General features: G+C 71.7%; 22 protein-coding genes. 9 read left to right on the top strand and 13 right to left on the bottom strand.

Features of this window, described 5'->3' with window-relative positions:
- Nucleotides 1-8 precede the first annotated feature (8 nt).
- Together CHC05_RS25845 and CHC05_RS25840 are read right to left on the bottom strand one after the other, a co-directional pair.
- The gene (locus tag CHC05_RS25845) at nucleotides 9-2,693 is read right to left on the bottom strand and encodes a fibronectin type III domain-containing protein (RefSeq protein WP_089253199.1); all 2,685 of its coding nucleotides are present in this window, start codon (nucleotides 2,691-2,693) and stop codon (nucleotides 9-11) included.
- Nucleotides 2,694-2,931: 238 nt separating this feature from the next.
- Nucleotides 2,932-5,154 carry a tetratricopeptide repeat protein gene (locus CHC05_RS25840; RefSeq protein WP_144022770.1) on the bottom strand — a complete coding sequence of 741 codons (2,223 nt, stop codon included), beginning with the start codon at nucleotides 5,152-5,154 and terminating at the stop codon, nucleotides 2,932-2,934.
- A gap of 68 nt (nucleotides 5,155-5,222) precedes the next feature.
- Here CHC05_RS25840 and CHC05_RS25835 point away from each other — a divergent pair, with 68 nt between their 5' ends.
- Complete coding sequence (locus CHC05_RS25835) at nucleotides 5,223-6,122, top strand: aminotransferase class IV (RefSeq protein WP_089253148.1); 900 nt, start codon at nucleotides 5,223-5,225, stop codon at nucleotides 6,120-6,122.
- Here the strand turns inward: CHC05_RS25835 and CHC05_RS25830 are convergent.
- The 4 genes from CHC05_RS25830 to CHC05_RS25815 are packed head-to-tail and all read right to left on the bottom strand — an operon-like array spanning nucleotide 6,119 to nucleotide 10,117.
- Nucleotides 6,119-6,817, bottom strand: coding sequence for a sulfotransferase-like domain-containing protein (locus CHC05_RS25830; RefSeq protein WP_089253147.1), 699 nt, complete (start codon nucleotides 6,815-6,817; stop codon nucleotides 6,119-6,121). The two genes, CHC05_RS25835 and CHC05_RS25830, sit on opposite strands and share 4 nt — an antisense overlap.
- On the bottom strand, nucleotides 6,817-7,515 hold the full coding sequence (locus CHC05_RS25825; protein WP_144022769.1) for a YqeB family protein: 699 nt from the start codon (nucleotides 7,513-7,515) through the stop codon (nucleotides 6,817-6,819). Before CHC05_RS25825 ends, CHC05_RS25830 begins: the two co-directional genes overlap by 1 nt.
- Nucleotides 7,516-7,562: 47 nt before the next feature.
- Nucleotides 7,563-9,029, bottom strand: coding sequence for a M1 family metallopeptidase (locus CHC05_RS25820; protein ID WP_245871218.1), 1,467 nt, complete (start codon nucleotides 9,027-9,029; stop codon nucleotides 7,563-7,565).
- 47 nt (nucleotides 9,030-9,076) lie between these two features.
- Nucleotides 9,077-10,117 carry an Atu2307/SP_0267 family LLM class monooxygenase gene (locus tag CHC05_RS25815; protein WP_089253145.1) on the bottom strand — a complete coding sequence of 347 codons (1,041 nt, stop codon included), beginning with the start codon at nucleotides 10,115-10,117 and terminating at the stop codon, nucleotides 9,077-9,079.
- 102 nt (nucleotides 10,118-10,219) lie between these two features.
- Between CHC05_RS25815 and CHC05_RS25810 the strand changes: the two genes are divergently transcribed.
- A complete protein-coding gene (locus tag CHC05_RS25810; RefSeq protein ID WP_089253197.1) occupies nucleotides 10,220-11,050 on the top strand; it encodes a helix-turn-helix transcriptional regulator in 831 nt (276 codons plus the stop codon).
- 138 nt (nucleotides 11,051-11,188) lie between these two features.
- On the top strand, nucleotides 11,189-11,674 hold the full coding sequence (locus tag CHC05_RS25805) for a HEAT repeat domain-containing protein (RefSeq protein ID WP_089253144.1): 486 nt from the start codon (nucleotides 11,189-11,191) through the stop codon (nucleotides 11,672-11,674).
- Between the two features lie 420 nt (nucleotides 11,675-12,094).
- Here the strand turns inward: CHC05_RS25805 and CHC05_RS25800 are convergent, their stop codons facing one another.
- Nucleotides 12,095-14,155, bottom strand: a complete 2,061-nt coding sequence (locus tag CHC05_RS25800) for an MMPL family transporter (protein ID WP_089253143.1) — start codon at nucleotides 14,153-14,155, stop codon at nucleotides 12,095-12,097.
- Nucleotides 14,156-14,234: 79 nt separating this feature from the next.
- Here CHC05_RS25800 and CHC05_RS25795 point away from each other — a divergent pair, with 79 nt between their 5' ends.
- Together CHC05_RS25795 and CHC05_RS25790 are read left to right on the top strand one after the other, a co-directional pair.
- The gene (locus tag CHC05_RS25795) at nucleotides 14,235-14,657 is read left to right on the top strand and encodes a MarR family winged helix-turn-helix transcriptional regulator (RefSeq protein ID WP_089253142.1); all 423 of its coding nucleotides are present in this window, start codon (nucleotides 14,235-14,237) and stop codon (nucleotides 14,655-14,657) included.
- A 10-nt stretch (nucleotides 14,658-14,667) separates the two neighbouring features.
- On the top strand, nucleotides 14,668-15,120 hold the full coding sequence (locus tag CHC05_RS25790; protein WP_245871217.1) for a GNAT family N-acetyltransferase: 453 nt from the start codon (nucleotides 14,668-14,670) through the stop codon (nucleotides 15,118-15,120).
- A 343-nt stretch (nucleotides 15,121-15,463) separates the two neighbouring features.
- On the opposite strand, the gene CHC05_RS25785 is transcribed toward CHC05_RS25790, so the two are convergent.
- The gene (locus CHC05_RS25785) at nucleotides 15,464-16,252 is read right to left on the bottom strand and encodes an alpha/beta hydrolase (RefSeq protein WP_089253141.1); all 789 of its coding nucleotides are present in this window, start codon (nucleotides 16,250-16,252) and stop codon (nucleotides 15,464-15,466) included.
- 356 nt (nucleotides 16,253-16,608) lie between these two features.
- Entirely contained in the window at nucleotides 16,609-17,022 is a 414-nt protein-coding gene (locus CHC05_RS25780) for a MarR family winged helix-turn-helix transcriptional regulator (RefSeq protein ID WP_245871216.1), read from the bottom strand.
- Nucleotides 17,023-17,078: 56 nt separating this feature from the next.
- Between CHC05_RS25780 and CHC05_RS25775 the strand changes: the two genes are divergently transcribed.
- Nucleotides 17,079-18,878, top strand: a complete 1,800-nt coding sequence (locus tag CHC05_RS25775; RefSeq protein WP_089253140.1) for an ABC transporter ATP-binding protein — start codon at nucleotides 17,079-17,081, stop codon at nucleotides 18,876-18,878.
- Nucleotides 18,879-18,958: 80 nt separating this feature from the next.
- On the opposite strand, the gene CHC05_RS25770 is transcribed toward CHC05_RS25775, so the two are convergent.
- The 4 genes from CHC05_RS25770 to CHC05_RS25755 are packed head-to-tail and all read right to left on the bottom strand — an operon-like array spanning nucleotide 18,959 to nucleotide 22,952.
- Entirely contained in the window at nucleotides 18,959-19,276 is a 318-nt protein-coding gene (locus CHC05_RS25770; RefSeq protein ID WP_089253139.1) for a hypothetical protein, read from the bottom strand.
- Between the two features lie 40 nt (nucleotides 19,277-19,316).
- Nucleotides 19,317-20,279, bottom strand: a complete 963-nt coding sequence (locus CHC05_RS25765; protein ID WP_089253138.1) for a dihydrodipicolinate synthase family protein — start codon at nucleotides 20,277-20,279, stop codon at nucleotides 19,317-19,319.
- A 58-nt stretch (nucleotides 20,280-20,337) separates the two neighbouring features.
- Nucleotides 20,338-21,558: an isocitrate lyase/phosphoenolpyruvate mutase family protein gene (locus tag CHC05_RS25760; protein WP_089253137.1), complete on the bottom strand. Its 1,221-nt coding sequence runs from the start codon at nucleotides 21,556-21,558 to the stop codon at nucleotides 20,338-20,340.
- 56 nt (nucleotides 21,559-21,614) lie between these two features.
- Nucleotides 21,615-22,952 (bottom strand): erythromycin esterase family protein, encoded by a 1,338-nt coding sequence (locus CHC05_RS25755; RefSeq protein WP_089253136.1) that lies wholly within the window; start codon nucleotides 22,950-22,952, stop codon nucleotides 21,615-21,617.
- 151 nt (nucleotides 22,953-23,103) lie between these two features.
- Between CHC05_RS25755 and CHC05_RS25750 the strand changes: the two genes are divergently transcribed.
- From CHC05_RS25750 to CHC05_RS25740, 3 genes are read left to right on the top strand one after another with little or no spacing between them, the layout of a single operon-like run.
- A complete protein-coding gene (locus CHC05_RS25750; RefSeq protein WP_089253135.1) occupies nucleotides 23,104-23,430 on the top strand; it encodes a PadR family transcriptional regulator in 327 nt (108 codons plus the stop codon).
- Nucleotides 23,427-23,783, top strand: coding sequence for a DUF1048 domain-containing protein (locus tag CHC05_RS25745; RefSeq protein WP_089253134.1), 357 nt, complete (start codon nucleotides 23,427-23,429; stop codon nucleotides 23,781-23,783). Before CHC05_RS25750 ends, CHC05_RS25745 begins: the two co-directional genes overlap by 4 nt.
- A gap of 1 nt (nucleotide 23,784) precedes the next feature.
- Complete coding sequence (locus CHC05_RS25740) at nucleotides 23,785-24,111, top strand: DUF1048 domain-containing protein (protein WP_089253133.1); 327 nt, start codon at nucleotides 23,785-23,787, stop codon at nucleotides 24,109-24,111.
- The last annotated feature ends 590 nt before the right edge of the window (nucleotides 24,112-24,701 follow it).

Here is a 24,701-nt window from a genome sequence, read left to right as displayed (position 1 = left end):
CCGGGTCCTCACACGCACGTCGGCAGGCCGTTGATGTTGTCGCCGTTGTCGAGGTTGAGCCAGGCGAACGGGATGTAGCGGGCGTTGCCCTTGAAGGTGATCTGCACCCACCAGGTGCTCGCCTTGTTGCCGTTGTATTGCACCGCCCGGATGTTGGTGCCCGTCTTCTTGCACCACGCCGTGAAGCGGGAGCCGTTGGGCGTGTCACCGACCGCCTCGCTGGCGACCTGCCGGGTGCCGGTGTAGATGCCGATGCCGCCACCGCAGTATTCGCCCGCGGGGTCGACACAGTAGACGAGGCCGTTGACCGTGGTGGTGGTCGCGTTGCGGGCCGGCTGGTCGACCTGACCGGCGTTGTTGCGGGCGGACGCGACGTACGAATACGTCGTGCCGGCCCGCCACGCGTTGACCACGATGTCGCCGCAGGCCCGCCAGCCGCTGGCCACCGAGCGGCCGTCGTACGAGATGGTGACCTGGCACTGCGCCGCGCTGCCGTTGTCGTTGACCGTCACCGGCACGGTGACCGTCGTCGACGAGACCCGGGCCGCGCCGAGCGTCACCGTGGGCTTCGCGATGGTGGTCGCGGTCGCGGTGTCCGTGGGGCCTTCGCCGGCCTCGTTGACCGCCCGCACGGTCGCGGTCGCCGCGCGGCCCTCGGGCAGGCCGGTGACCTTGAGCGAGGTGCCCGCCGTGCGCTGCGTCTGCCCGTTGACCGTCACCACGTACTCGGTGATCGGCCGGCCGTTGTCGGGCGGCGCGCCCCAGCTCACCGTGATCGTGCCGGGCTCGTTGGGCGCCACGGCGTCGACGTCGAGCGGCTTGTCGGGCACCGTGAACGGCACGACGGTGTCACTGGCCGGCGACGGCGTCGAGGCGGCGCCCTTGTCGCTGACGGCGACCACGGTGAACGCGTACTGCGTGCCGTAGTCGAGCTCGCCCTTCGCCACGATCAGCTCGGTCTTCGTGCTCTCGCCGGCCGGCGCGGTGGCACCGGCGGTCGTCGCGGTCACCGCGTACTTGGCGATGCGGTTGCCCTGGCCGTTGGCCGCGGGCCAGCTCACCCGCACCGTGCCGTCGGGCCGGGCCTCGGCGGTGACGCTGGCCGGCGCGTCGGGGACCTCGGCGGTCGGCACCACCGGGTTGCCCCGCTTCGCCGGACCGGTGCCCTTGCCGTTGACCGCCCGCACGGAGAACCTGTAGGTCTCGCCGTTGGTCAGCCCCTTGATCTCGATGGACCGCTGCCGCGCGCCCACCTCGACCGGCTGCGGCCCGCCCTCGACCACGTATTTCGAAATCGCGGAACCGTTGTCGGAGGCCGCGCGCCAGCTCACCCGGGCCAGCTTGTCGCCGGCCGTGGCGGTCACCGACCGCGGCGCGCTCGGCTTGGTGACCACGTCTTCCTTCACCGGCGGCGGCTTCGGCGGGTCCTTGGGCGGGTCGCCGCCCAGCACGTCGTCGGCGTACTTGTCGACCACCCGCACGTGGTGCTTGTCGTCGACGACCCGGGCGGTCGAGGAGTTGGGCGCGTTGATGAACAGGTAGTTCTCGCGGACCTCGAGCTCGAGCGGCCCGTTGGCGCCCTTGATCTCGATGGTGTCGACCAACTGGCCGCGCTCGTCGAAGACGTAGACGGAACCCGACCGCTCGTCGGCGCAGTAGTAACGCCCGGCCCAGGCCACCGCCGGCCGCAGGTCAGCACCGGAACCCGGCACCTTGAACTGAGTCACGGGCCCGCCTTCGCCCACGACCACGACCTGCCGTCCGTCGGCCACCGTCACCGGGACCTGAGCACCGTTGGTGCGCGGCGGCACCGCGCCGATGCCCGGAAGCTGGAGCACCACCTGGTGCTCGCGCTCGCCGCGCACCGTGGTCAGCGCGCCCGTGGTGCGGTCGAGCACGGCGACGCCGTCGTCGAGGGTGCTGACCGCCAGGTCGTGGCTCGGGTCGGCCACCGTCACGGTCTTGACCAGCGCCGGGCTGACCCCGCCACCGCCGGACCCGCCGGAGCCGGGATTGGCCACGCCGACCAGGGCGACGCCGGTCGGGAGTGGATCGGCCGGCGCGCTCGGCAGCGGCGCCGGGGTGATCGCGGAAACCGTGCCCTCGCTGGGCACCGCGACCCAGAGCCGCCCGGTGCCGTCGAAGGTGCCGCCCGAGATGCCCGGTGGGTAGCGGACCGGCTCGCCGATCGGCACCAGCGAGCGCGGGTCGAGCTGGCGGACCACGCCCTGCGGCGCGTCGACCACGAACGCCGCGTCGTCGCGCATCGCGATGCTGACGCCCAGGCCCGAGGTCGTGCGGGTCGTGGCCATCACCTGGAGGGTGGCGAGGTCGAGCGAGCTGACCTGGCCGGTCGCCAGGTCACGGAGGACCAGGAAGCGGTCGGTCTGGGTCACCTGCATCGCGTGGTTGCGGGACTGCGCGACCGGGACGCGGGTGTCGACCCGGCCGGTGAGCCCGTTGACCCGGGCCACCTCGCTCTTGGCGCGGCTCCACAGCCAGGAGCTGGCGTCGTAGTTGGCCACCGCGTTGTCGGCCACACCGAGCCCGAGCACGGTGAAGCCCATGGCCGCCACCAGCGCGGTCACCACGCCGCCGGTCACCAGGCCACCACGCGGGATGCGCCGCTTAGGCTTGGCCAGCGCGGCGTCGAGCGCCTTGCCGAGATCTTCCGCGCCGTCGGCGCCCGTCATGGTGCCGTTGTCTGTGGTGGCCACAGCCGGCTGCCCCTCCCCACCCGTGTGTCGGCGGCGCTGGGCCGCCCTGGCGTTCCTCCCCGAAGCCAGGGGCCATCATATGGGGCTGTCAATGGCGGCGGGCACCCGTTGTGGTCGGCTGTGGACAGTGTGCGCGTGCCCTGTGGACAACACTTAGCGATCCTCGGATCACCGCAGGTCGGCGCAGTCGTGCGTACCGTCGGTGTGTTGTGGATTACCGTGGCGACTGGGCCGTACGGGTGGTGCAGACCTGACCGGACGTGGCGTACTTGTCGGTCGAATAGACAGCCACCACCGTGAAGCAGTAGTCGATCTCGGTGCTCAGGCCATTCGCCAGATACCGGGTCGCACCGGGCTCGATCGTCGCCATCGCGCGAAGCTGCGTGCCGGTCCGTCCAGCCGCGACGATGAACGGCACCGTGCCCGCCGTCGGGTCGGTCCAGGTGAGCAGCAGTGCGTCGCCGTCCTCGCGTACCGCCAGGTCAGTGGGTGGGTCGCCGCCCAACGCGGGCCCGGTCGGGATCGCCGCACCGGCACTGATGTCGGGCGCCGCCGCGACGCGGGGCGGCTCGGTCTCCTTGCGCAACACGACTGTCAACACCAGCAATGCGGCCACGACGGCCGCCGCGGCGGCAACGAACGCGGCCACCGTCGCACTGCGACCCCGCGCCCGATCACGAGCCGCGGCGGCCGCCATCGGACCATGCAGGGATACGGGCGCCACCTCGACCGCCGCGGTAGGAGTGACAGCCGGCCGTGGCCGCGGCCCAAAGGCTTGCGGCATCCGCTCCCGAGCGGGCTCCAACTCCTGCCCCCACACCCCACCGGCGGGCCTACCGCCCTGCCCAGGCGCCGTCGCGCCGTTGCCCGGCTGCGCGGAAGGGTTGCCGGAGAACCCGGACCACCCGCCGGCGCCGGCCGGTTGGGTGGTGGGTGCGGCGGGCTGTGGGACGGGCCAACCGCCAGCGGTGCCGGGATGCCCCGGCGGGCCGTTCCCGGCGTGCCCAGGTGGGACGTTGCCGGGCTGCGCGAACGGGCTGTTGCCGGGTTGCGCGAGGGACGCGCTGTCGGGTTGGCCGGGTGAAACGGTGCCGGGTTGCGCCGGCGGCTTGGTGGCGAAGCCCGACCATCCACCGCCGTTGCCGGCTGGACCGGCGGCCTGACCGCCCGGGTTGGCCGGCTGGGGTGTGCTCGGCGCCGGCGAACCCCAACCAAGGGCGCCCCCTGGCAGCGGCGCACCGCCGTTCGGCGCGCCCTGCGCCGCCGGGTCGTGGGTGGGTGCGGCCCACGGTGTCGAACCGCCCCCGTTCGGCGCGGGCTGGTGACCGGTCCCTGAGCTACGCCGATCCGCCTGGTCCGGTCGCGGTGCACCCTGCGTCGGCAGGGCCTGGGTCGGCGCGTCGATCGCGGCCCGTGCCGCCTCGGCGGCACCGCCCTGCGGCGGGGCGAACACACCAGGCGCGACCTCGCACCCCGGAGGCGATGACGTGCCCGCGGGGGTGGGGGCCCAGGACGAGTTCGGCGGTGTCCCACCAACGGCGTTCGACGGACCCGAAGGCTGCCCGCCGGCGGGCGACGAAACCGCGGTGTCGTGCGGGCCTGTGGGCCACCCACCGCCAGGCTGCACCACCGCCGGGCCGGTTGCTCCAGGTTGACCGGCAGGACCGCCGGTGGGCGGGATCGGTGGTCCTGCTGGACTTGCCGGCCAGCCGGCGGTCGTCGGGGTGGGCTGTCCGCCGGGCCCGCCGGGCCCGCCGGTGGGCGGAGTCGGTGGTCCTGCGTGACCTGCCGGCCAGCCGGGAGGTGTCGGGAAGGGTTGACCAGGAGGCCCACCGGCGGACGGCGGAACCGGCGAGCCCGCCTGGCCCGCCGGCCAGCCGGCCGGGGCCGGGACGGCCTGACCCGCGGGCCAGCCGGCGGGCGGTGGGAACGACGGAGCCCCGCCCACCGGGGGTGGTGGCGGTGGTGCGACCTGGGGCTGGAGCGGGGGCAGCGGGGGCATTTCACCGCCGCTCGCGGTCAGGTAGTCGATCGCGCCGCGGACCATGTGATGGTCTTCACCGAACAGGGATCGGCCGTGGGTGGCGACGCGGGTGAAGTTGCGGCGGGCCTCGTGGCGGTTGCCCAGCTCCTCGGCGACCATGCCCAGGTCGAAGGAGAGCGCCAGCATCAGCGGGTGGGCCTCGCCCAGGTGCAGCTCGCCGGCCGCGATCGCCTCCTCCAGGACCCGGCGGGCGGCGGCCGGGTCGTCGGCCTCGCGATGCAGCGTGGCCAGCGCGTGTTGGCCGCCGAGTAGCTCCGGGTGGTCCTCGCCGAGCAGCGGGCGGGACGCGTCGATCGCGTCCTCGAGGATGGCGCGGGCGTTCTTCAGGTCGCCGGCGTCGCGCAACGCCTGTGCCTGGCGGAGCGCGGCGGCGAGCGGAGAGGGCGACGACACGCCAGACACTCTGCCCTCGTGACGGCCCTGCGCGCTAGTCGGGTGGATGGGCGTGATCTGCTGGGTGAATGCTGCAGCGGTACGACCCGAGGAACGCCGACATCCGCTATTGGGTCAATGGTGTGCTTCGCCACCGGGACGAGCCCGGATTGTCGCCGTTCGACTCGGTTGTCCAGGGTGGCGACGCGGTCTGGGAAGGGCTCCGGCTCTACGACGGCAAGATCTTCGCCCTAGACGCGCACCTGGCCCGCCTCAGAAGGTCGGCCAAGGCACTGAACTTCACCGACATTCCGTCCGATTCGGACATAACAAGCGCCGTCAAAGAGACGCTCAAGGCCAACGACATGCGCGACGGCGTACACGTGCGGCTGACCCTGACCCGCGGCGTCAAGCTGACCAGCGGCATGGACCCCCGGCTGAACACGGCCGGTAGCACCCTCATCGTGCTGGCCGAGCACAAGCCGCCGGTGTACGACACGGCCGGCCTCACCCTGGCCACCGCCAGTGTCCGAAGGCCCGGCGCGGACGTGCTGGACCCGAAGATCCACCATGCGAACCTGCTCAACTCGATCCTGGCCAAGGTCGAGGCCAACGTGGCCGGCGCCGACGACGCGCTGATGCTCGACTCGCGCGGTTTCGTGGCGGAGACCAACGCCACCCACCTGTTCGCCGTGGTCGACGGCGCGCTGGTCACGCCGCGTACAGTCGCGTGCCCGGAGGGCATCACCCGCGACACGGTGCTCGAGCTCGCCCCCCAAGCCGGCTACGAAGTCACCGTCCGCGACATCTCACTGGTCGAGATGTACACCGCGGACGAGGTGTTCTGCACCGGCACGATGGGCGAGCTCGCCGCGGTCACCACGATCGACGGCCGGACGATCGGCGCCGGCGAGGTCGGCCCGGTGACCGCGAAGCTGTCCGCGATCTACCAGGCCCACGCCCGCGAGCACGGCACCCCGATCGGCTAGAGCCGATGGGCGGCCAGCTCTGAATAGAACGGCTGCGCCGCCTCCACCAGATGCACGAGGTGCGCCGGCACGTCGGCCGGTTCGTCGCGGTAGGGCGCGAAGCCGGTCGACCGCTCGACGGCCGCGTACCAGTGCGGCGCCCACACGCCGTCGTCGTCGCGCCGGCCGGCGGGCCAGCTCAACATCGCCTCGTCGAACGCGATGCCCAGCTCCGCGCAGAGCTTGCGCAGCTGACCGGCCGGATCGCGGAGCAGCGACGCGGAGTCGAGCACCGGGCCGCCCTGGGCACGGAAGATCTCCACCTGCTGCGGGTAGCCCAGGTCGTCGAGGGTCGGCGTGCCGCGCACCTTCGCGTACGAGGCGACGACGTGCGCCGGGTCGCGGATCAGGAAGGCGTTGGTCACCTCGCCCAGCCACCGCCGGCCGACCTCGCGCAGCAGGTGGTGCGCCATGTGCTTCTCGAACTGCACCGAGCGACCGGCCGGCAACGGCCGGCGCAGTTGGTCGACCGCCTCGGACCAGTGGGTCGGCTGGCTGGCCAGGATCTCGGCCCGGCCCGGGTGGTCGAGGCCGGTCGCCGCCAGGTAGAACGCGTAGAGCGGCTCGTCAACGACGACGCAGTCGGGGCGCGCGCCGAAGCTGCGCATCAGGGCCGTCGAGACGTTGCGGGGCCCCGACCACATCGCTATCCGCATTACGCCAGCTCCCGCCGGTCCCGTCGCCAGTGCTGTTTCTTCTTCTCGTCGCGTACGACGATGCCCAACGCCAGCAACTGCTCGCGGAGCATCGCCGCCTCCTCGGTCTTGCCCTTCTCCAACGCGGTGGCCCGGTCCATCAGCAGGCCGTGCGCGACGCCCGGCAGGTCGTCGTCGAGCCGGGTGTAGATCCGGAACTCGGCCCGGTGCGGGTCGCCGGCGGCGAGCCACGGATAGCCCTGGCCGGTGAACGCCGCCGCCACGTCCTTCTTCGACAGGTCGGTCTTCTCCCGGGCCAGCTCGCGGGCGTCCCGGCCGAGCAGCACGAGCTCGTCGCGGTCGAAGAACGCCGCGGTGACCTCGCTCCGGGCGGCCCGGCGCGCCTTGGCCTGGTTGCCGCCGCGGGTCAACGTGACCTCGCCGAGGCCGACCCGCACGACCAGCATGTCGGCGATCGCGAGAAACGTGACGACCAGGCCGACCGCCGCACCGACGCCGACGGCCGCCAGCGTCGCCTGCGGGTCGGGCGCCTCGTCGATCCACCTGAAGACGCCGCGGAACGGGGCGAACGGCAGCCCGGCGATCCGGCCGGCGGCCCACTGGAGCACCCAGCCGAGCCCGGCGCCGAGCAGCGGGAACAGCACCCAGTAGAGGACCCGGGCCCCGGGGTCGTCGACAACGGTCTCGTCGGCGGTCACGCCGCCGATTGTGCCCGACGGCCCGGGACCCGCGCCGCCCCGCTCGGTCAGGCCAGCGGCCCCGTCTCCGGCGGCGTGGTCGGCGAGTCCAGCCACGCGTCGATCAACGCGGTGAAGTCGTGGCCGGTCGTCTTGTTGACGTACGCCGTGAACGACCCCCTGGTCTGCTGGGTGTTCAGGTTGTCCCGCACCCAGCCCTGCGCGAGCGCGAAGAACCGGTCGTCACCGAGCGCCTGGTGGAGCTGGCGGAGCATGGCCGCGCCGCAGGTGTAGACGTTGGTCGCACCGAACTCGTCGCGCTTCGGCGCGCTGGGCGGCCCGTACTCCTTGCGCAGCTCGCCGTCCCTCTTGCGGCTCTGCGCGACCAGCTCCGCGCGGCTCAGCCCGTAGTGCTCCACCTCGTAGAGCTTCTGGACGTAGAGCGCCCAGCCCTCGTTGAGCCACATGTCCCGCCAGTCGGTGAGCGTGACCGCGTCGCCGAACCACTGGTGCGCGTACTCGTGCAGCGTGGTCAGGTCGTAGAACCTGTCGTCGACGTCGGTGAACAGGTCGCCGAGCGTGACCATCTGCTGGGTCTCCATCGCCGAGCCGGACTCGACCACGACCACGCCGGCCGACTCGAACGGGTACGGGCCGAACTTCTTCTCCAGCCAGGTGAGGAAGCCGACGGAGCGCTTCAGCCGGGGCAGCGCCGCGGCGTCGTGGTACCAGTAGGTGACCGGGATGCCCCGCGGCCCCTGGTCGGTGGCCTTCTTGAACCTCCCGACCGCGAGCGTCGTGGCGTACGACGCGACGGGCACACTGCTGCGGTACCGGAACGTGTTGCCGTCCTGACCGACGGGCGTGCCGCTGGCGACCCCCGACCAGCCTTTCGGAGCGGTCACCGCGATGTCGTAGAGCGCTTCGTCGGACGGGTGGTCGTTGACCGGGTACCAGGTGAACGCGCCGAACGGCTCCTGCATCGTCCAGACGCCGCCTTCGCGGTCGACGGTCAGCCCGAGCGGGTGGGTGTCGCCGCGCTTCGACGGCATCGGGGTCTGCGACGGCTTGCCGTGGTAGCCGACCACCAGCGTGAGCGGCACGTCGGCCCGCACCGGGCTCTCGACGACCAGCTTCTCCGCCTTGGTCACCGCCGCGCTGACGGCCTTGCCGTCGAGGGTCACCGAGTCCAGGGTGTACGGCTTGAAGTCCAGCGCGAGCGACGGCGCGTCCCGGGTCGGCCGGATCCGCAGTGTCGCGGTGCCGGTCAGCACCCGCTTGGCCGGCGACCAGTCCAGGTCGAGGCCGTAGTGCAGCACGTCGAGGGCGTCGGTGCCGCGCTCGGGGTAGATCGGGTCCAGCACCGGGGTCGACCGCCCCGCCGCCCAGGCCGCGTACGCGTCGTCGGCGGTCTGGGCGGGGGTCGGGGCGGTCGGTCTGCCTGGCTCGGCCGGGGCCGGCTCGGAGGTGCAGCCGGCTAGCAACGCGGCCGCGGTGGCGAGCGCCACGCCGGCCCGCGGGATCGAGGGATTCACGCGCCTTCAAACGCGGCGTACACGATCCCTGGTTGTCCCGGACCAGATTAATTCTCGGTTTCGCCCAGCAGCTCGCGGACCATCGGGGCGACCTTCGTGCCGTACAGCTCGATGTTGCGCAGCACCGCGTCGTGCGGCACGCCGGCCAGGCCGTACTTGAGGTCGAAGCGCACCGCGCCCAGCGTCTCGATGGACTCGGCGATCTTGCGCGCCACCGTCTCCGGCGACCCGACGTGCCAGGCGCCGTTCTCGATCTCGTGCCGGAGCTGGTCGGCGGTCGGCGCCCGCCAGCCGCGCTGCTTGCCGACCCGGGTCAGCACCTCGAGGTAGTGCGGGACGAGCTGCTCGTACGCCTCCTCGTCGGTGTCCGCGATGTGCCCCGGCGAGTGGATGCCGATCGGCATGGCCGGCTTCTCCAGCCGGCGCTCCGCCTCCCGGAACAGGTCCGCGAACGGCTTGAAGCGCTCGATCGGCCCGCCGATGATGGCCAGCATCAGCGACATCCCGTACGTCGCCGTCCTGATCACCGACTTGGGGCTGCCGCCGACGCCGATCCAGGTCCGGATCGGTCCGCCCTCGGTGTGCGGCACGACGTCGGCGTCGACCAGCGGCGCGCGCAGCCGGCCGGACCAGGTGACCGGCTTCTCCTCGAGCAGGCGGGCGAACAGGTCGACCTTCTCCTCGAACAGCTCCTCGTAGTCGGCCAGGTCGTAGCCGAACAGCGGGAACGAGTCGATGCTCGACCCGCGACCGAGGATCACCTCGGCCCGCCCGTTGGAGAGCGCGTGCAGGGTCGCGTACCGCTGGTAGACCCGCACCGGGTCGTCGGAGCTCAGCACCGTGACGGCGGAGCCCACCCGGATCCGCTCGGTCTGCGCGGCGATCGCGGCCATCACCAGGTCGGGCGCGGAGAGCGGCATGTCGAACGTGTGGTGCTCGCCGATGCCGAAGAAGTCGAGGCCGACGCGGTCGGCGAGCACGGCGTGCTCGACCAGGCCACGGATGGTTTCGGCGTGGCTGACCGGTTCGCCGTCGTTGTCGGAGAGGACGTCGCCGAACGTGTCGAGACCCAATGAATATTTGCTCACGCAACGAGGTTGCACCTCGGTAGCGGTGGCGACCACGCCCTGCGCTGGGTACCCACGACAGGGGACGGCAGCCCGTTGATGGCGGAGGGAATGATCGGCACCATGAGCACCGAACTCGGCGACTTCCTGCGCTCACGCCGGGCGGCGTTGACTCCGGCTTCGACCGGCATTCGGACATATGGGACGGCGCGCCGGGTGCCGGGTCTGCGCCGGGAAGAGGTGGCCCAGCTCGCGGGCGTGAGTGTGAACTACTACACGCGCATCGAGCAGGGCGAGAGCCACCAGATGTCCGACTCGGTGCTGGACGCGCTGGCCGGTGCGCTGCGCCTGGACGAGGCGGAACGGCTGCACCTGGTGCGCCTGGCCCGCCCGGCCGCCGTGCCGCGCCGCCCTTCCGGCCCGGAGACGGTCCGGCCGTCGGTCCTGGCGCTCGCGGACAGCAGCACCGACCAGGCGGTGATCGTGGTCGGCCGGCGCACGGACCTGCTCGGCGCCAACCGGCTGGGCTTCGCGCTGCTCGGCCTGCACCCCGCGCAGCGTCCGAACATGGCACGCCAGATGTTCCTCGAGCCGGCGATGCGCGACCTGGTCGTGGAATGGGAGCGCGAGGCCCACAACACGGTGGCCTATCTGCGCAACGCCTCCAGCGACGCGGCCGACGACCCGCTGCTGGCGGAGCTCGTCGGCGACCTGAGCATCCGCAGCGCGGAGTTCGCCCGGATCTGGGCGACCCACCCGGTGGCGGAGTGCCTGCACGCGGTGCGCGAGTGGGACCACCCGCTGGTCGGCCGCCTCACCCTCAACGAGGAAAGCCTGCGCCTGCCGGACGACCCGGGCCAACGCATCATCTTCAACGGGGCGGCGCCGGGCTCGCCGTCGGCCGAACGCCTGCGGCTGCTCTCGTCTCTGGTGAGCGCGCCCGAGGAGTCGTAGTCTGTCGGTTGTGGACGGTGTCGCCCACTGCTCGCCACGCTGGGTGGCCGGGGCTTTCCGGACGCCCTGACCGACTTCCTGCTACTCGACGACGAGGCATGCGCTGACCTGCTGGCGGTCGTCGAGGGCACGGCGCCGATGCCGCCGGCTGGCGCACCGGGCGCCCACCCGATCGAGGTCGTCGAGGACGCGTCGGAATGCGTGCGGGCCGCCGCCCGCCAATGGCCGAACCGCTTCGAGGCGATCGTCTCCGCGAGCCCGAAGCTGCGCCGCGACAGCAACGTGGTCCGGGCGCTGGCGTCGCTGCACACGCCAGAGTCCGAGACGATCCTGGTCGAGGCAGCGCAGGTGCGGGAGGCGGGCAACGGCTATCTGCGGGCAGCGGCGGTGGCGAGCCTGGTCGCACGAGACAGCCGCGCGTTGACCGCCCTGCTCCCGCGGCTACTGGGCGACCGCCACGACGCGGTCCGCCGGGCGGCCTTGGACGCGGCACACCGATACGGCGACGCTCGGTCCCTTGTGGCCCTGCACCGCATCGCCGCCAACCCACGTGGTAAACCGTGGGAAAGAGCGAAGGCCAGCGGCGCGACAACCAAGATCAACCGAAGATCCCCACAATCATGACTCGGGTCCGCGGTGGTCCGGACCGTTCCTCCCGCGAGAGACCGCTCCGCTTCGCTCCGCTGCCAGGTCCGCCGTGGGCGTCGGGTTTCGATCTGAGGGCTCGTTGCAGCGGGCCGGCGGCGCAGCGAAGCGGAGTGGTCCCTGTCGGCTTTCCACCGCATCGCCGCCAACCCGCGCCGAAAGCGTTGAGGGAGCGAGGGCTAGTGGGCGGTACCCAAGATCAACCGAAGATCATCAAGGGCATGACTTGGGTTCGCGGTGGGCGGACGGCTCCTCCCGCGAGAGAACGCTTGGCTGCGCTGCCAGGTCCGCCGTGGGCGTCGGGTTTGGATCTGAGAGCGCCTCGCGGCGGAGCCGGCAGCGTAGCGAAGCGGAGCGGTCCCTCGCGGGAGGAGCGGTCCGGACCACCGCGAACCCGAGTCAAGAGCTCTTGGTTTTTGCTGGTCTCCCCGGCCACCACCAGTTGACGCGACCGAAAGCGGCTACCAACGCTGGGGTGAGGACGCCGCGGACGATGGTGGCGTCCAGGGCTATGCCCAGCGCCAGCGTGGTGGCGAAGATCTTCACGTCGACCACCGGGACCGTGGACAGGGCGATGAAGGCCAGCACCAGGATCAGGGCGGCCGAGGTGACCAGGCGGCCCGTGTAGCCGATGCCGTGGATCGTTGCCTCGTCTGTCGGCAGGCCCGCGTCGTGGCCCTCGCGGATTCGGGACAGGATGAAGACCTCGTAGTCCATCGACAGTCCGAACAGGAACGAGAATGCCGCGATCGGCACCCAGACCGTGATCGAGCCGCTGGACTCCGTGCCGAACAAGGCCTCGCTGCCGTGGCCGTCCTGCCAGATCCAGACCGTCAGCCCGTACGCGGCGGCGATCGAGACCACGTTGAGCAGCAGGGCCTTGATCGGCAGCCAGATCGAGCGCAGTGCCCGGGCGAGCAGCGCGAAGGTGATCACCACGACCAGGGCGAGTACCCACCAGCTGTCGCCGTAGATCGCCTGGACCGCGTCGGCGTCCTGGGCCGCCGTGCCACCGACCTCGCCCGGCGCGGCCGCGCGCACCCGCTCCACCGTCTCGGCACCCGCGGGCGTCGCCGGGTCCTCCGTCAGCAGGACAGGCAGCAGCCGCTCGTCGCCGGCCGTCCAGCCGGGGCCGGTCGGTTCGACCACCGTCCACACGCCCTCGACCTGGTCCAGCGAGTCGGCCGCCGACGGGTCCGTGGTGATGAGCTCGACCGGACGCAGCGCACCCACGGCACCGGCGTCGACCAGGTTGCGGTAGCCGACCGCCGCCGGGCTGTTGCCGCCGGCGATCGCCGCCAACTCCGGTGAGCCGAGCCGCAGGCCGAAGACCGGCAGGGCGAGCACGACGAGCGCCGCGGTGGCCAGCGCGGCCGAGACCCAGCGGTGCCGGACGACGAACCGGCCGACGGACAGCCAGGCCGGGCTCTCCGTCTTGGGCAGCCGTCGGCGCGGCCACTCCAGGCGGGGCCCGACCGAGGCGAGCAGCGCGGGCAGCAGGGTCACCGCGACCAGCACGCTGACCAGCGGGATCAGCAGGCCGCCGAGGCCCACGCTGCGCAGGAACGGCAGCGGGAGCACGACCAGCGCGAGCAGGGAGATCGCCACCGTGACGCCGCTGAAGACGACGGCGCGGCCGGCGGTGGCCATCGCCGTGCGTACTGCCTGCTCGTTGTCGGCACCGCTCGCCCGCTCCTCGCGCCAGCGCATGATGAGCAGCAGCGCGTAGTCGATGGCGACGCCGAGGCCGATCAGGCCGACCAGGTACTGCACGATGAACGACACGTCGACGCCCGCGGTCAGCGCCAGCACCAGCAGGAACGTGGTGGTGATGGCGACGGCGGCCATCAGCAGGGGTACGAGCGCCAGCACCGAGCCGAACGCCAGCGCCAGCACGACCAGGGCGCCGCCCGCGCCCAGCGCGATCTCGACGATGATCGGGCGGTCGGAGCCGCCGCCGCTCTCGTTGAGCGGGTCGACGCCGGTCACCAGCGGCTGGGCTCCCGCGACGGTGACGCCGGCCAGCGCGCCTTCCAGTTGGGGGAGGGCGGCGGCGTACGGGCCGGGTCCCGGTGTGAACGGCGGGTAGACCAGGGCGAACGCGGTGCGGTCGCGGATGAACGGTGCCGGGTCGGCCACGTCGAGCGGCGACGCGACTCGCCAGCCGGGTCGCTGCAGACGACCGAACGCGGCGGCGAGCTCGTCGCGTACTCCCGGATCGCTGAAGCTCTTTTCTTCGGGCAGGGTGACGGTGACGACCAGCGGGTCCACGTTGCCGCCGCCACCGCCGAAGGTGTCCTGGATCTTGACGTTGGCCTCGTACGCGGGCTGGCCCGGGAAGCTGAACTCGTAGCTGAGCCGGTCGATCGCCTTGGGCGCGAGCGCACCACCGACGATCGTGAGCACCAGCCAGCCGAGCATGACGAGGCGCCGGTGCCGCAGGATCCGCTCGGTCCACATGTGAAAGCCGCTCCCGGGTGGTGGTCAGGTGAGGGGTATAAGGAGCCTTATAGTTAGCCGAGACCATACGCTACTAAACATGGAGTTCGACGACGACGCCGTCGTCCCGTGGACGGTGGTGCGGGCCAGCCACGCGCTCAGCCGGGTGTTCACCTCTCAGCTGGCCGAGGTCGGGCTCAAGCCGCACCTGTTCGGCATCCTGGCGACGCTGAGCCGCAACCCGGGGATGTCGTCGGCCGAGCTCGCGCGACAGGTGCGGGTCACGCCGCAGAGCATGGGCTCGCTGCTCCGCGGCCTGGTCGCCGACGGCTTGGTCGACCATCCGGCACCGCGGCGTGGGCAGTCGCTGTCGGTCAGCCTGACTTTGGCTGGCCATGAGTTGCTCGGCCGCGCCTGGCCGGTGATCGCCCGGATGAACCGGCCGGCCGCGTTGGGCCTCACCGCTGCTGAGGCCGCGCAGCTCAACGCGCTGCTGCACCGGGTGTTGGCGGCGACCGACTAGCTTCGGACGGGTGCTGGTTCGCAAGGCAACTGTTGACGACGCGGAGGCGCTGGCCGGTCTGCGCTGGCGGCGGGTGACCGAAGAGGGCGACTACCGGGGGACTGACCGCGCGGACTATCTGGCGTACTTCGCCCGCTGGCTCGCCGACCACGCGGATTCGCATCTCCCATTCCTGGCCTTTGACGGCGAGGAGGCGGCGGTCGGGATGGCGTGGCTGATGGTCGCCGAACGCGTCCCCACTCCGGGCCGACGACGGCGATGGTGTGGAGACATCCAATCGGTGTACGTGGTGCCGGAACTGCGCAACGACGGCATCGGGGCCCTGCTGCTGGGAGCGGTGTTGGCCGAGGCCCGCCGGCTCGACCTGGAGCACGTGACCGTGCACTCCGCCGACCGGGCCGTGCCGTTCTACCAACGGGTCGGCTTCGCGCCCGATCGCACGTTGCTCTACTGGTCGCCCTGACGTCGGCCAACGGATCAGCGTGGCACTCCGCCGGCCCGGACAACGACCGGGCGAGCGCGCCCGGTCGCCGTTGGCGTTGGGCGGTCCCACGCGACTTGCCGGGTTGGGCTTGTGCCTGGTCTTCGGTCGGGCCACGTGGTGGTGCGCGGCTTGTCGTCGGGTTGGGCGTGCGCGTGGTCTTCGGTCGGGTTACTCGGTGCCGCGCGGGTTGTCGTCGGGCTCGGCGCGTGGCCGGTCTCCGGTCGGGCTACGCGGTCCTGCACGAGCTGCCGTCGGACTGGGCGCGCACGCCCAGCCCTGGCCGGAACTCGCCGCCGAGCCACTCTGATCCGCGCGGCGCGCGTCAGCCCGCGTGTGCGGCCAGGAAGGTGTCTACATCGGACTCTATGGCGCTGAGCATGTCCCAGCCGTGCAGGCGGCTGTCCTTCAGCTCGACCAGCTTCTTGTCCGTGGCCGCGACCGCCTGGAAGAAGCCTTGGTCGTTGTCGCCGCAGAAGGCCGACGGGTCGTCGACGGCGCAGGCGAACAGCAGCGGCACCTTGATCGCCGCGGCGGCGTCGCCCGGCGTGGTCGGGGTCTTGGCGGCGGCCACGAAGCTCGTGTCGTGCGCGGACAGCGAGACCACCGCGTCCGCGTCGGTCTCCGGGTGTGCGGCGGCGACGAGCGCGATCGAGGCGCCCCGGGACGCGCCGATGAGCTGCACCGTGCTCGCGCCGGAGGCGCGCAGCGCGGCCACCGCGGCCGGCACGTCGGTCGCCGGCTCGGGGCCGCCGCACTCGCTGAGCCCGTCGCAGCGCTGGTCGAAGGCGAGCACCTGGTAGCCCTCGCCCGCCCAGCGCTGGGCCTGCGGGAACCAACCGCACAGGTCGCTGCCGAGTTGGTGCACCAGGACCAGCCCGCGCGGGCCGGTGCCGAACCGGGCGGCCGCGAGCTCGACCCCGTCGCTGGTGGTCAGCACCACCTTGGCGACGTCGCCGGAGCCGCCGCAGCGCTCGGCGGGTGGAGGAGCCTCGTCGGCGGTGGACGGCGGGGTCGGTGGAACGTCGTCGCCGCTACCGCACGCGGCGGCGGACGCGACCGTCAGAACAGCGCAGCACAGCAGGGCCGCGATGCGGCGTGGGAGCGCTACCATGCGCGTGACTCTATCGTGGACAGTCACTCCGCGTGGCCCGGTTCCGCGTCGGAAGCCGGACAGCGTCCGCCCGGCCGAGCCGTGGGCGGACCCGCGCCATCGGGTCGGTCTGGCCGTGGGTAGAGACCTACGCCGGCGCTCGCCGGTTCGGGCCTATCCACAGCCAGGCCGACCCGCCCGCGCGGGCCAACCCACCGCCACTGCGACCCGCCCCCGGGGCCGACCCCACCGCCAGGCCGATCCGCCCCCGGGGGCCAACCCACCGCCAGGCCGACCCGCCCCCGGGGACCGACCCGCCGCCAGGCCGACCGGCTCCCGCGCAGGGTCCGCCCGCAGCCAGGCCGATGCCCGTCGGGTCAGTCGCGGGCCAGGCCGTGCAGGATGCGGCCTAAGTGGTCGCGGTCTGCTGGGGACAGGGAGCCGAAGAAGCGCTCCGACTCGGCCGTGCGGGCCGTGCGGATCGCGGTCGCGGCGGACGTGCCCGCGGTGGTCATGGCGACCAGCGTCGCCCGGCGGTCGGCTGGGTCCGGGTGGCGTTCGACCAGGCCGCGTCGTTCCAGGTCGTCGACCACCTCGGTGGTCGAGCGGGGCGCGATGTGCAGCTTCTCGGCCAGGTCGCCGAGGCGCAGTGGGCCGTGGTCGACCAGGACGTTGATCGCCCGCCATTGCGCGGGCGTCACCTCCCACGGCGCCATCGTCTCCCGGTTGAGGTGCCGTAGCCGCCGGGCCACGCCCCAGAACGCCTCGGAGAGGCTCTCCCCCTGGTCCACGGGGAATACCGTACCAACAGATCAGGTTGTAACCTCATGTTGAGGGAACCTCAGCAATGCATACGTGGGAGGACAACCGGACCTTGCCTTCGTACGAACGTGGCCGACGCGTCAGCGAGGCCGAAAAGACCCAGGCGCGCCAGGTGTCGCTGCGCCGGATCGGGCGTCTCTTCACGCCGTACCGCTGGCCCCTGGGCATTGTCACTTTGATCATCATTGTCTCGTCGATCGTCGCCATGGCGTCGCCGTTCCTGCTCCGCGCCGTGATCGACCAGGCGTTGCCGAAGCAGGACCTGCGGCTGCTGGTCTGGCTGGTGATCGGCATGATCGGCGTCGCCGCGGCCACCGCCGCCCTCGGGGTCGTGCAGACCTGGATCTCGACCTCGGTCGGGCAGAAGGTCATGCACGCGCTGCGGACCAGCGTCTTCGGCCATCTGCACCGGCAGTCGGTGGGCTTCTTCACGCGTACGCGTACCGGTGAGGTGCAGTCCCGGATCACCAACGACATCGGCGGCATGGAAGCCGTGGTCACCACGACGGCCACCTCGATCGCCTCGAACCTCACCACCACCATCGCCACCATGGCCGCGATGGTCGCGCTCTCCTGGCAGCTGTCGCTGGTCTCGCTGGTCGTGCTGCCCCCGGCGATCTTCCTGACCCGCCGGGTCGCCCAGATGCGCCGGACGATCACCGAACAGCGCCAGCGCGAGCTCGCCGATCTCAACGTGACCATCGAGGAGGGCCTGTCGGTCAGTGGCGCACAGCTGTCCAAGACGCTGTCCACCGGTGCGGCCCTGGTCGACCGGTTCACCGCCTCGTCCCGCCGGCTGATCGACCTGGAGCTGCGCTCGGAGCTCGCCGGACGGTGGCGGATGGCCTCGATGAGCATCATCTTCGCGGCGATCCCGGCACTGATCTACTTGAGCGCGGGACTGCCGTGGACCTCCGGCGCGCTGAGCATCGGCACGCTGGTCGCCTTCACCGCCTTGCAGGCCGGGCTGTTCCGGCCGCTGATGGGCCTGCTCAACGTCGGCGTCACGCTGACCAGCTCGCTGGCCCTGTTCGCGCGGATCTTCGAGTACCTGGACCTGCCCGTCGAGGTCGACGACCCGTCCTCGCCCGTGACGCTCGAGCAGGTCGAGGGGCACCTGAGGTTGGAGGACGTGAGCTTCACGTACCCGGGGTCGGAGGTGCCCGCGGTTTCCGGTGTGACGCTCGACGTGCCCGCCGGGACCTCGCTGGCGCTGGTCGGCGAGACCGGGTCCGGGAAGAGCACGCTCGCGAGCCTGGTCGCCCGGCTGTACGACCCGACCTCCGGCCGCGTGACGATCGACGGGGTCGACGTGCGCGACCTGCGGCTGGCCGACCTGGCCGGGATAGTGGGCGTGGTCAGCCAGGAGACCTACCTGTTGCACACCACGATCCGGGAGAACCTGCGGTACGCGAAGCCGTCGGCGACTGATCTCGAGCTTGTCGAGGCGGCGCGGGCGGCCCAGATCCACGACGTGATCGCCGCGCTGCCGGACGGCTACGACACCATGGTCGGCTCGCGTGGGCACCGGTTCTCCGGTGGGGAGAAACAGCGCATCGCGATCGCGCGTACGCTGCTGCGCGACCCGAAGATCCTGGTCCTGGACGAGGCGACCAGCGCGCTGGACACCGAGACGGAACGGGCCGTGCAGCGCGCGTTCGACCGGCTCGCCCGCGGGCGCACCACGGTGATGATCGCGCACCGCCTCTCGACGATCCGCGACGCTGACCAGATCGTGGTCGTGGACCACGGCCAGATCCTGGAGTCGGGTACGCACGAGACGCTGGTCGACTCGGACGGCCGCTACGCGGCCCTGGCCGCCTAGGCCTCGGCCGTTGATCGGCCGGGTGTGCGCGGGCGTTTGGTCGCCCGGGTCTCGGCCGGCTGCGGTGCGGCGTTGGCCGCCTAGCTTTCGTCGTACCGGGTGGGCGGGAACGGGTTATCCGCGCTGAGCGGGCGGGTCTCGTCCTCGTCCTCCTGGCGCGCGGCGACGCCCTCGATGTCCTCGACCAGTGCCGAGTCGCTCAGGTCCGTGGGCACGGGCTCGTCGGTGGCCGGCGGCACGTCGTCGGGGTCGTAGTCGGAGGTCCCGGCGTCGACCCGCTCCTCCCGCGTGCGGCGTGCCAACTCGTCGTCGTCGAGCCGCTGCGGCGCGCCACCGTGGAACCGCCGGTCCCGTTGGCCCTCGGCAGCCTCGGTGGTGAAGTCCTCTTCCCTAGCCATCCATCCAGTCTTACCCCGGCGGCGCCTGGTTTGCGGGCTTTCAGAGCGGGTCGAGCCCGGCCGCGCGCAGGTTCGACACGGCGTCGCCGACCTCCACCTCGCTCGGCGCCGGGATTGGCACCCGCGGCGTCCCGCCCGACTGCCCGTACGCCCCCCTGATGGCCTTGATCAGTCCCAACGGGGTCTTGCCCTCGCGCAGGACGGAACCGTGCGCGAACTCGCCCGCCGCCATGATCCAGCCGAGCCGTTTCTGCGCGTCGTGCCACTGTCCTTTCTCGACAGCGACGAAGAACTCGTGCAGATACGGCTGGCGCGGCGTCTGCAGGAACAGGGCCCGGCTCGACCCCATCAGGACGTCGGGCGCGACCTCGGGATAGAGCATCCGGGCCACCAGGAAGTACTCCTCGACGGGGCTGGTCACCATGACGTCCCGGCCGATCGCCTCCAGCGTCTCCAGGAAGACGTCGAGCCGCACCGCGCCGTCGAGCAGCAGTGCTATCTGCGGCCGCTGCGCGAGCTCGCGTAGCAACGGCAGGTCCATCTCGTACCCGATCTCGGACAGGCTCGTGTTGTAGAACCCGAACGGCGCGGGCACCCGGCCGAGCACGTAGTCGAAGAAGGCCACCACGCCGCCATGCCCCCGCGGCCCGAAGAACGGCGGCCAGAGCATGATCATGCCGGCGCCGGACTCGGCCGCGTGCGCCGCGAGGTCGACCGCGTCGTCGGGCGCCGTGTGCGTGGCCGATACGGCGACCGGGACCCGGCCCGCGACCGCGTCGAGCACGATCTCGGTCAGGCGCTTGCGCTCGGCGACGGTCAGCAGCCAGAACTCTTGCCAGACCGAGCCGACGTAGAGGCCACCGACGCCGGGCAGGCGCAGCGTGTACTCGACGTCGTCGCGTACCGCCGCCTCGTCGATCGCACCCTCGTCGGTGTAGGGCGTGAACATCACCGGGATGTAGCCGGACAGGTTCGTCCGGGCCCACCGTTTCGCATCCGTCAACGGACGCCTCCTCGCCTGTGGCTGTGGCTTTTGCTGTGACCGTGGCTGTGGCCGTGGCTCACCATCGGTTCTCCAGCCATCGGTCGACGCGGGTGAGCGTCGCCAGGTCGACGGGCGTCAGCAGCGGCATCGGCCCGGGCTCGTCGGCCAGCGCGGCCGCGAGCTCGTGGGTCATGCCGGTCACCGCGGACGCGATGAGCAGCTGCGACATCAGGTACAGCCCGAACCCGAGCCGGCGGGCCTCGTCCACGGGGAGATGGCGCCCGGTGGGGGAGTGCACGACGATCCTGCGCGCGGGTACGCGTTCGGTCAGGAAGTGGTACGCGGACATCCGGCGCTCGCGGTCGGCCGGCGTGTCGGGGTAGTTGAGATATCTGGTCATCAACGGCAGCACGAGGTCGGCACCGGCGTCCAGATAGGACTCGCAGCGGGCGCGGGCGTCGTCGACGGACTCGCGTACGGCGTCGGTGCGCACGATCACCGTGGTCTCGCGTCCGACCTCGTGCCGGACAGCGGCGATCTCCCGGCCGACCTCGACCATGGTCCGCAGGGGCCGGTCCTTGCCGAACCCCTGGCGATCCTCGATCACGAACCCGGCGGCGCCGGCGGAAAAGGCGTCCGCGGCCCGCTCGGTGGCGCTGCGCTCGCCTTCCAGGCCCGTCTGCCCGTCGACGATGATCGCGAGGCCGGACGCGTCGACGAGCTCGCGGGCGAGGTCGAGGTAACGCTCCCAGGGGTCGTGCGGGGCGTGCGGGCTCGGGGCGTCTGCGGCCTGGAAACCGAACGGGGTGAGATAGGCGGCTTCGAGGCCGGCGGCTTCGAGGACGCGGGCGCCGAGGACGTCGTAGCAGCCCGGTGCGATCACGAGGTCGCCGCTGATGAGGGCGTCGCGCAGCATCGCTCTGGGCACGGGCGCCACATCAACCCCGTCAACCCCACTGCGATGCTGATGCTCCGCGAGGCCGTACTCCTGCGGGCCGCGCTCCGCGTGGTCTTGCTTCTGCGGGCGGCGCCCCTCCTGGTCGTGCTTTTGCCGATCGCCGGCGGTCGGGGTTTCGCCGCCGGCGACCTTGTTCTGCACGTGCCGGCGGGAGGTGACCGGCACGCGCCGTTCTTGCCGACTTTCCGGGTTGCTGCCGGGTGCGTTGCCGGCCGTTGCGTTGCTGTCCGCTCGGTCGCCGTCCGCGAGGCGCGGCTGCTCGTGGGTGGCGGTTTCGGGTGGGCGCCGTTCGTCGTGGCTGCTCCGGCCCCCCGCGATCATCAAATCGTCACCGAGCACTTACGAAACGCTACGCTGTTGCGCCTGAGGCCTGCCACAAATGGGGCAATTTTCGTTTAGTGACCATCCGCTGTCGGCGGCTGCCCCCACTCGGGAAAGTGTCGCCACGGGCTGACGTCGCCCACGTAGACGACCGCGTCGAAGGCGGCCAACGGGTCGACCGGGGTGGCCTGCCCGCCGGTCATGATCGAACGCACGGCCGCGAACCCGTCGCGGACCGGTCCGTCGGCCGGCACCTTCCGTAGGTCCAGCAGGTACCGCGGCATTCCGGACCCGGCGAGCAGCTCGTCCAGGCTGTCCGGGTCGAGCAGAGTCAGCGCTTCGGTGAAGAGGCGGCTGTGGCCCGGTGGGTCGTCCGGGTGGGGGCGATGCAGCAGCAGTTCGCCGCCGCCGCACGCGGTCGCGATCATCACCATCTCGTGCCGGTGGTCGACGGCCAGTTGCCCGCCCAACATGGTGAGCTCGTTGTGCACGATCGGCGGGGCGGACCAGGGCCGGGTCTGCAGATGACCGTTGGCGGCGAGCACGACGACCCGCTCGTGCCGGGCCAGGATCCATTCGAGGTTCTCCGCCATGGCGGAGTCGCGAACGTTGGCACCCTCGTACCGCCGGGTGGCTCCGTCCGGGAATCCACTCAGGAACGCGTCGGTGTGCCGGGCGGTGACGGCGCACCGGTACGCGAACTCGTAGTCGTCGCGGTTCGCGCGGCTCAGGTAGACGACCCGCATCGCCTGGAGGCGTTCGGCCAGGTCGTTGATGGCGGCGGTCAGCTCGTGGCGGGTCGGCGCGGGCAGAGCCATGTAGGCGTGCAGCGTCGGTGCCACCCAGGCGATCCCGCTGCGATCGGTCGGCAGGTAGTCGAACATCGGCAGCAGGGTGGCCCGGACGTGCGCCGCGTACGCAGGGTCGACCCGGTCGAGATAGGTCAGCACCGCCCGCACCGCCGGTCTGGCCGAGCCGCTCGAGTCGGCGAGGTCCATCCCGTAGAAGCTCACGTCGGCGCCGGCCCGCCGGTGCGCGCGCAGCCAGCGCAGTTGCTCGCGCATCTCGTCGCAGCGCCCGAAGCTGTAGGTGATCCCGTCGCGTAGCACCTGCTCGAGATCGCCGTCGTCGTTCTTGATCCACTCGTCGACCAGGGCGCCCTCGGCGAAGCCCGACTCCAGCACGACCGCCGTGAAGCCGAGCTCGGTGAGCAGGAACCGGGTCAGCCGGTCGCGTACGCGGTAGAACTCGTGCACCCGGTGCGTGCTCTCACCGATGCCGACGATCCGCGCATCGCCGACGATCTGCCTCAGTGGTGCCAGGTCGGCGAAGTCGTCGTCATCACTGGGGTCGATCGTGCGCAACAGGCTGCCGTTGGCCCGCAACCACGCCCCGACCGCGGGGTCGGTCATGCCGCGCCGTTGGTGATCCACATGGGCAACGACGATAGGGCCGTCGGCGGTACTCGGTGCTACCGCGTACCGGTACTTGGTGCTACGTTATAGCGGTACTCGGTGGCACGAAGTACCGGGCCTTTCCGGGCCTGGCTGGAGAGGAGCCGCGATGGACGATCTGACGGAGATGCTGAAGGGCACGCTCGAAGGTTGCGTGCTCGAGATCATCGGCGGCGAGGAGACCTACGGGTACGCCATCACCCGCCGGCTGAACGAGCTCGGGTTCGCGGACGTCATCGAGGGAACGGTCTACACGATCCTGCTGCGGCTGGAGCGGAACGGACTCGTCGAGGTGACCAAGCGGCCGTCCGAAGTGGGCCCGCCGCGCAAGTTCTACGCGCTCAACGACGCCGGCCGAGCGGAGCTGGCGACGTTCTGGGCGAAATGGCAGTACGTCTCGTCCCGCATCGACGGGCTCAAGGAGGGCCGGAGATGACCTTCTGGGAAACCATCACAGGCAGCGACCTCACCAGGGAATGGAAGGCCTTCGAAGCCCGGGCACAGCAGCTACCGGCCGAATACCGGTCGGCGTGGGAACAGATCAAAGGAAACATCTTCGCGTACGGGGATTTCACAGGCCGCAACCTGATGCCGATCGCCGACGCGGCCCTGGGCCTACTCGAAGAAGCGTCGGCGGACGGTCAGCCCATCCAGGAGGTCCTGGGCGACGACATCCCCGCGTTCTGCGCAGCACTGGCCGGCGGCGAGGGTGCCCGAACCTATCGAGACCGGTGGCGCGAGCAGTTGAACAGGAACGTGGCACGAAAACTGGGCCGGCTGGGAGGCTGACGTGGGCATCCAGGACGTCATCGAAGGCAAGAAGCAGTGGCGGGCCCACGTGGCCCGGGTCAAGGCGCTCCCGCCGGACTACCAGATCGTCTACAAGGAGATGCAGAAGTACCTGTTCAAGGTCGGCCCGATCGACCTGTCCGAAGGGCGCCTGCTCCCGGACATCGTCGACTTCTTCGAGGAGGGCGTTGCGTCAGGCAAGGGAGTCCTCCAACTCATCGGCCCGGACGTAGCCGCCTTCTGCGATGACCTGATCAAAGGCACCCGCACCTACGCGGACGTCTACCAGGAGTCCTTCACCGCAAACCCAGGCCCAACCGAGAAATAACGCACGTCGCGACAGCAGCGGCGGGGTGACATGCCGGACCGCGGTCGCGGCTCGCGTGGCGGTCCCGGTCCGTGTGGGGTCCCGGCTCGCGTGGGGCTCTGGGCGCGCCGTGCGGTCGCGGTCCGTGCCGTGTCCCGTCCGTGCGGGGTCCGGCACGCTCGGGGGTCTCGGCCCGCCGTGCGGGGTCCGGATCCGTGCGGGGTCCCGGCCCGCGCGGGGTCCCGGTCCGCGCGGGTCCTGGCTCGCGCGGGGTCCCGGCTCGCGCGGGGTCTCGGCCCGCTGGGCGGTCCCGGTCCGTGTGGGGTCCCGGCTCGCGCGGGGTCTCGGCCCGCCGGGCGGTCCCGGTCCGTGTGGGGTCCCGGCTCGCGCGGGGTCTCGGCCCGCCGGGCGGTCCCGGTCCGTGTGGGGTCCCGGCTCGCGCAGGGGACTCGGCCCGCCGGGCGTTCGTGGTCCGTGCGGGTTCGCGGTCCGCGCGGGGTCTCGGCCCGCCGTGGGGGTCCCGGTCCGTGCGGGGTCCGGCCCGCCCAGGGTCTCGGGGCGCCGGGCGGTCCCGGTCCGCGCGTAGGTCCCGGTCCGCGCGGGTCCCGGCT

The sequence above is a fragment of the Asanoa hainanensis genome, from assembly GCF_900188485.1.
Taxonomy (GTDB): domain Bacteria; phylum Actinomycetota; class Actinomycetes; order Mycobacteriales; family Micromonosporaceae; genus Asanoa; species Asanoa hainanensis.
Note: the sequence above shows the minus strand (reverse complement) of the source record. Positions and strands in the feature narration are given on the sequence as shown.

Bases quoted from the DNA above. Each gene is read 5' to 3' on its own strand.
- CHC05_RS25800 (WP_089253143.1), bottom strand. From the start codon at position 14,155: ATGTGGACCGAGCGGATCCTGCGGCACCGGCGCCTCGTCATGCTCGGC.
- CHC05_RS25845 (WP_089253199.1), bottom strand. From the start codon at position 2,693: ATGACGGGCGCCGACGGCGCGGAAGATCTCGGCAAGGCGCTCGACGCC.
- CHC05_RS25755 (WP_089253136.1), bottom strand. From the start codon at position 22,952: ATGACCGACCCCGCGGTCGGGGCGTGGTTGCGGGCCAACGGCAGCCTG.
- CHC05_RS25795 (WP_089253142.1), top strand. From the start codon at position 14,235: ATGGAGTTCGACGACGACGCCGTCGTCCCGTGGACGGTGGTGCGGGCC.
- CHC05_RS25785 (WP_089253141.1), bottom strand. From the start codon at position 16,252: ATGGTAGCGCTCCCACGCCGCATCGCGGCCCTGCTGTGCTGCGCTGTT.
- CHC05_RS25830 (WP_089253147.1), bottom strand. From the start codon at position 6,817: ATGCGGATAGCGATGTGGTCGGGGCCCCGCAACGTCTCGACGGCCCTG.
- CHC05_RS25775 (WP_089253140.1), top strand. From the start codon at position 17,079: ATGCATACGTGGGAGGACAACCGGACCTTGCCTTCGTACGAACGTGGC.
- CHC05_RS25745 (WP_089253134.1), top strand. From the start codon at position 23,427: ATGACCTTCTGGGAAACCATCACAGGCAGCGACCTCACCAGGGAATGG.
- CHC05_RS25835 (WP_089253148.1), top strand. From the start codon at position 5,223: ATGCTGCAGCGGTACGACCCGAGGAACGCCGACATCCGCTATTGGGTC.
- CHC05_RS25750 (WP_089253135.1), top strand. From the start codon at position 23,104: ATGGACGATCTGACGGAGATGCTGAAGGGCACGCTCGAAGGTTGCGTG.
- CHC05_RS25810 (WP_089253197.1), top strand. From the start codon at position 10,220: ATGAGCACCGAACTCGGCGACTTCCTGCGCTCACGCCGGGCGGCGTTG.
- CHC05_RS25770 (WP_089253139.1), bottom strand. From the start codon at position 19,276: ATGGCTAGGGAAGAGGACTTCACCACCGAGGCTGCCGAGGGCCAACGG.
- CHC05_RS25805 (WP_089253144.1), top strand. From the start codon at position 11,189: ATGCCGCCGGCTGGCGCACCGGGCGCCCACCCGATCGAGGTCGTCGAG.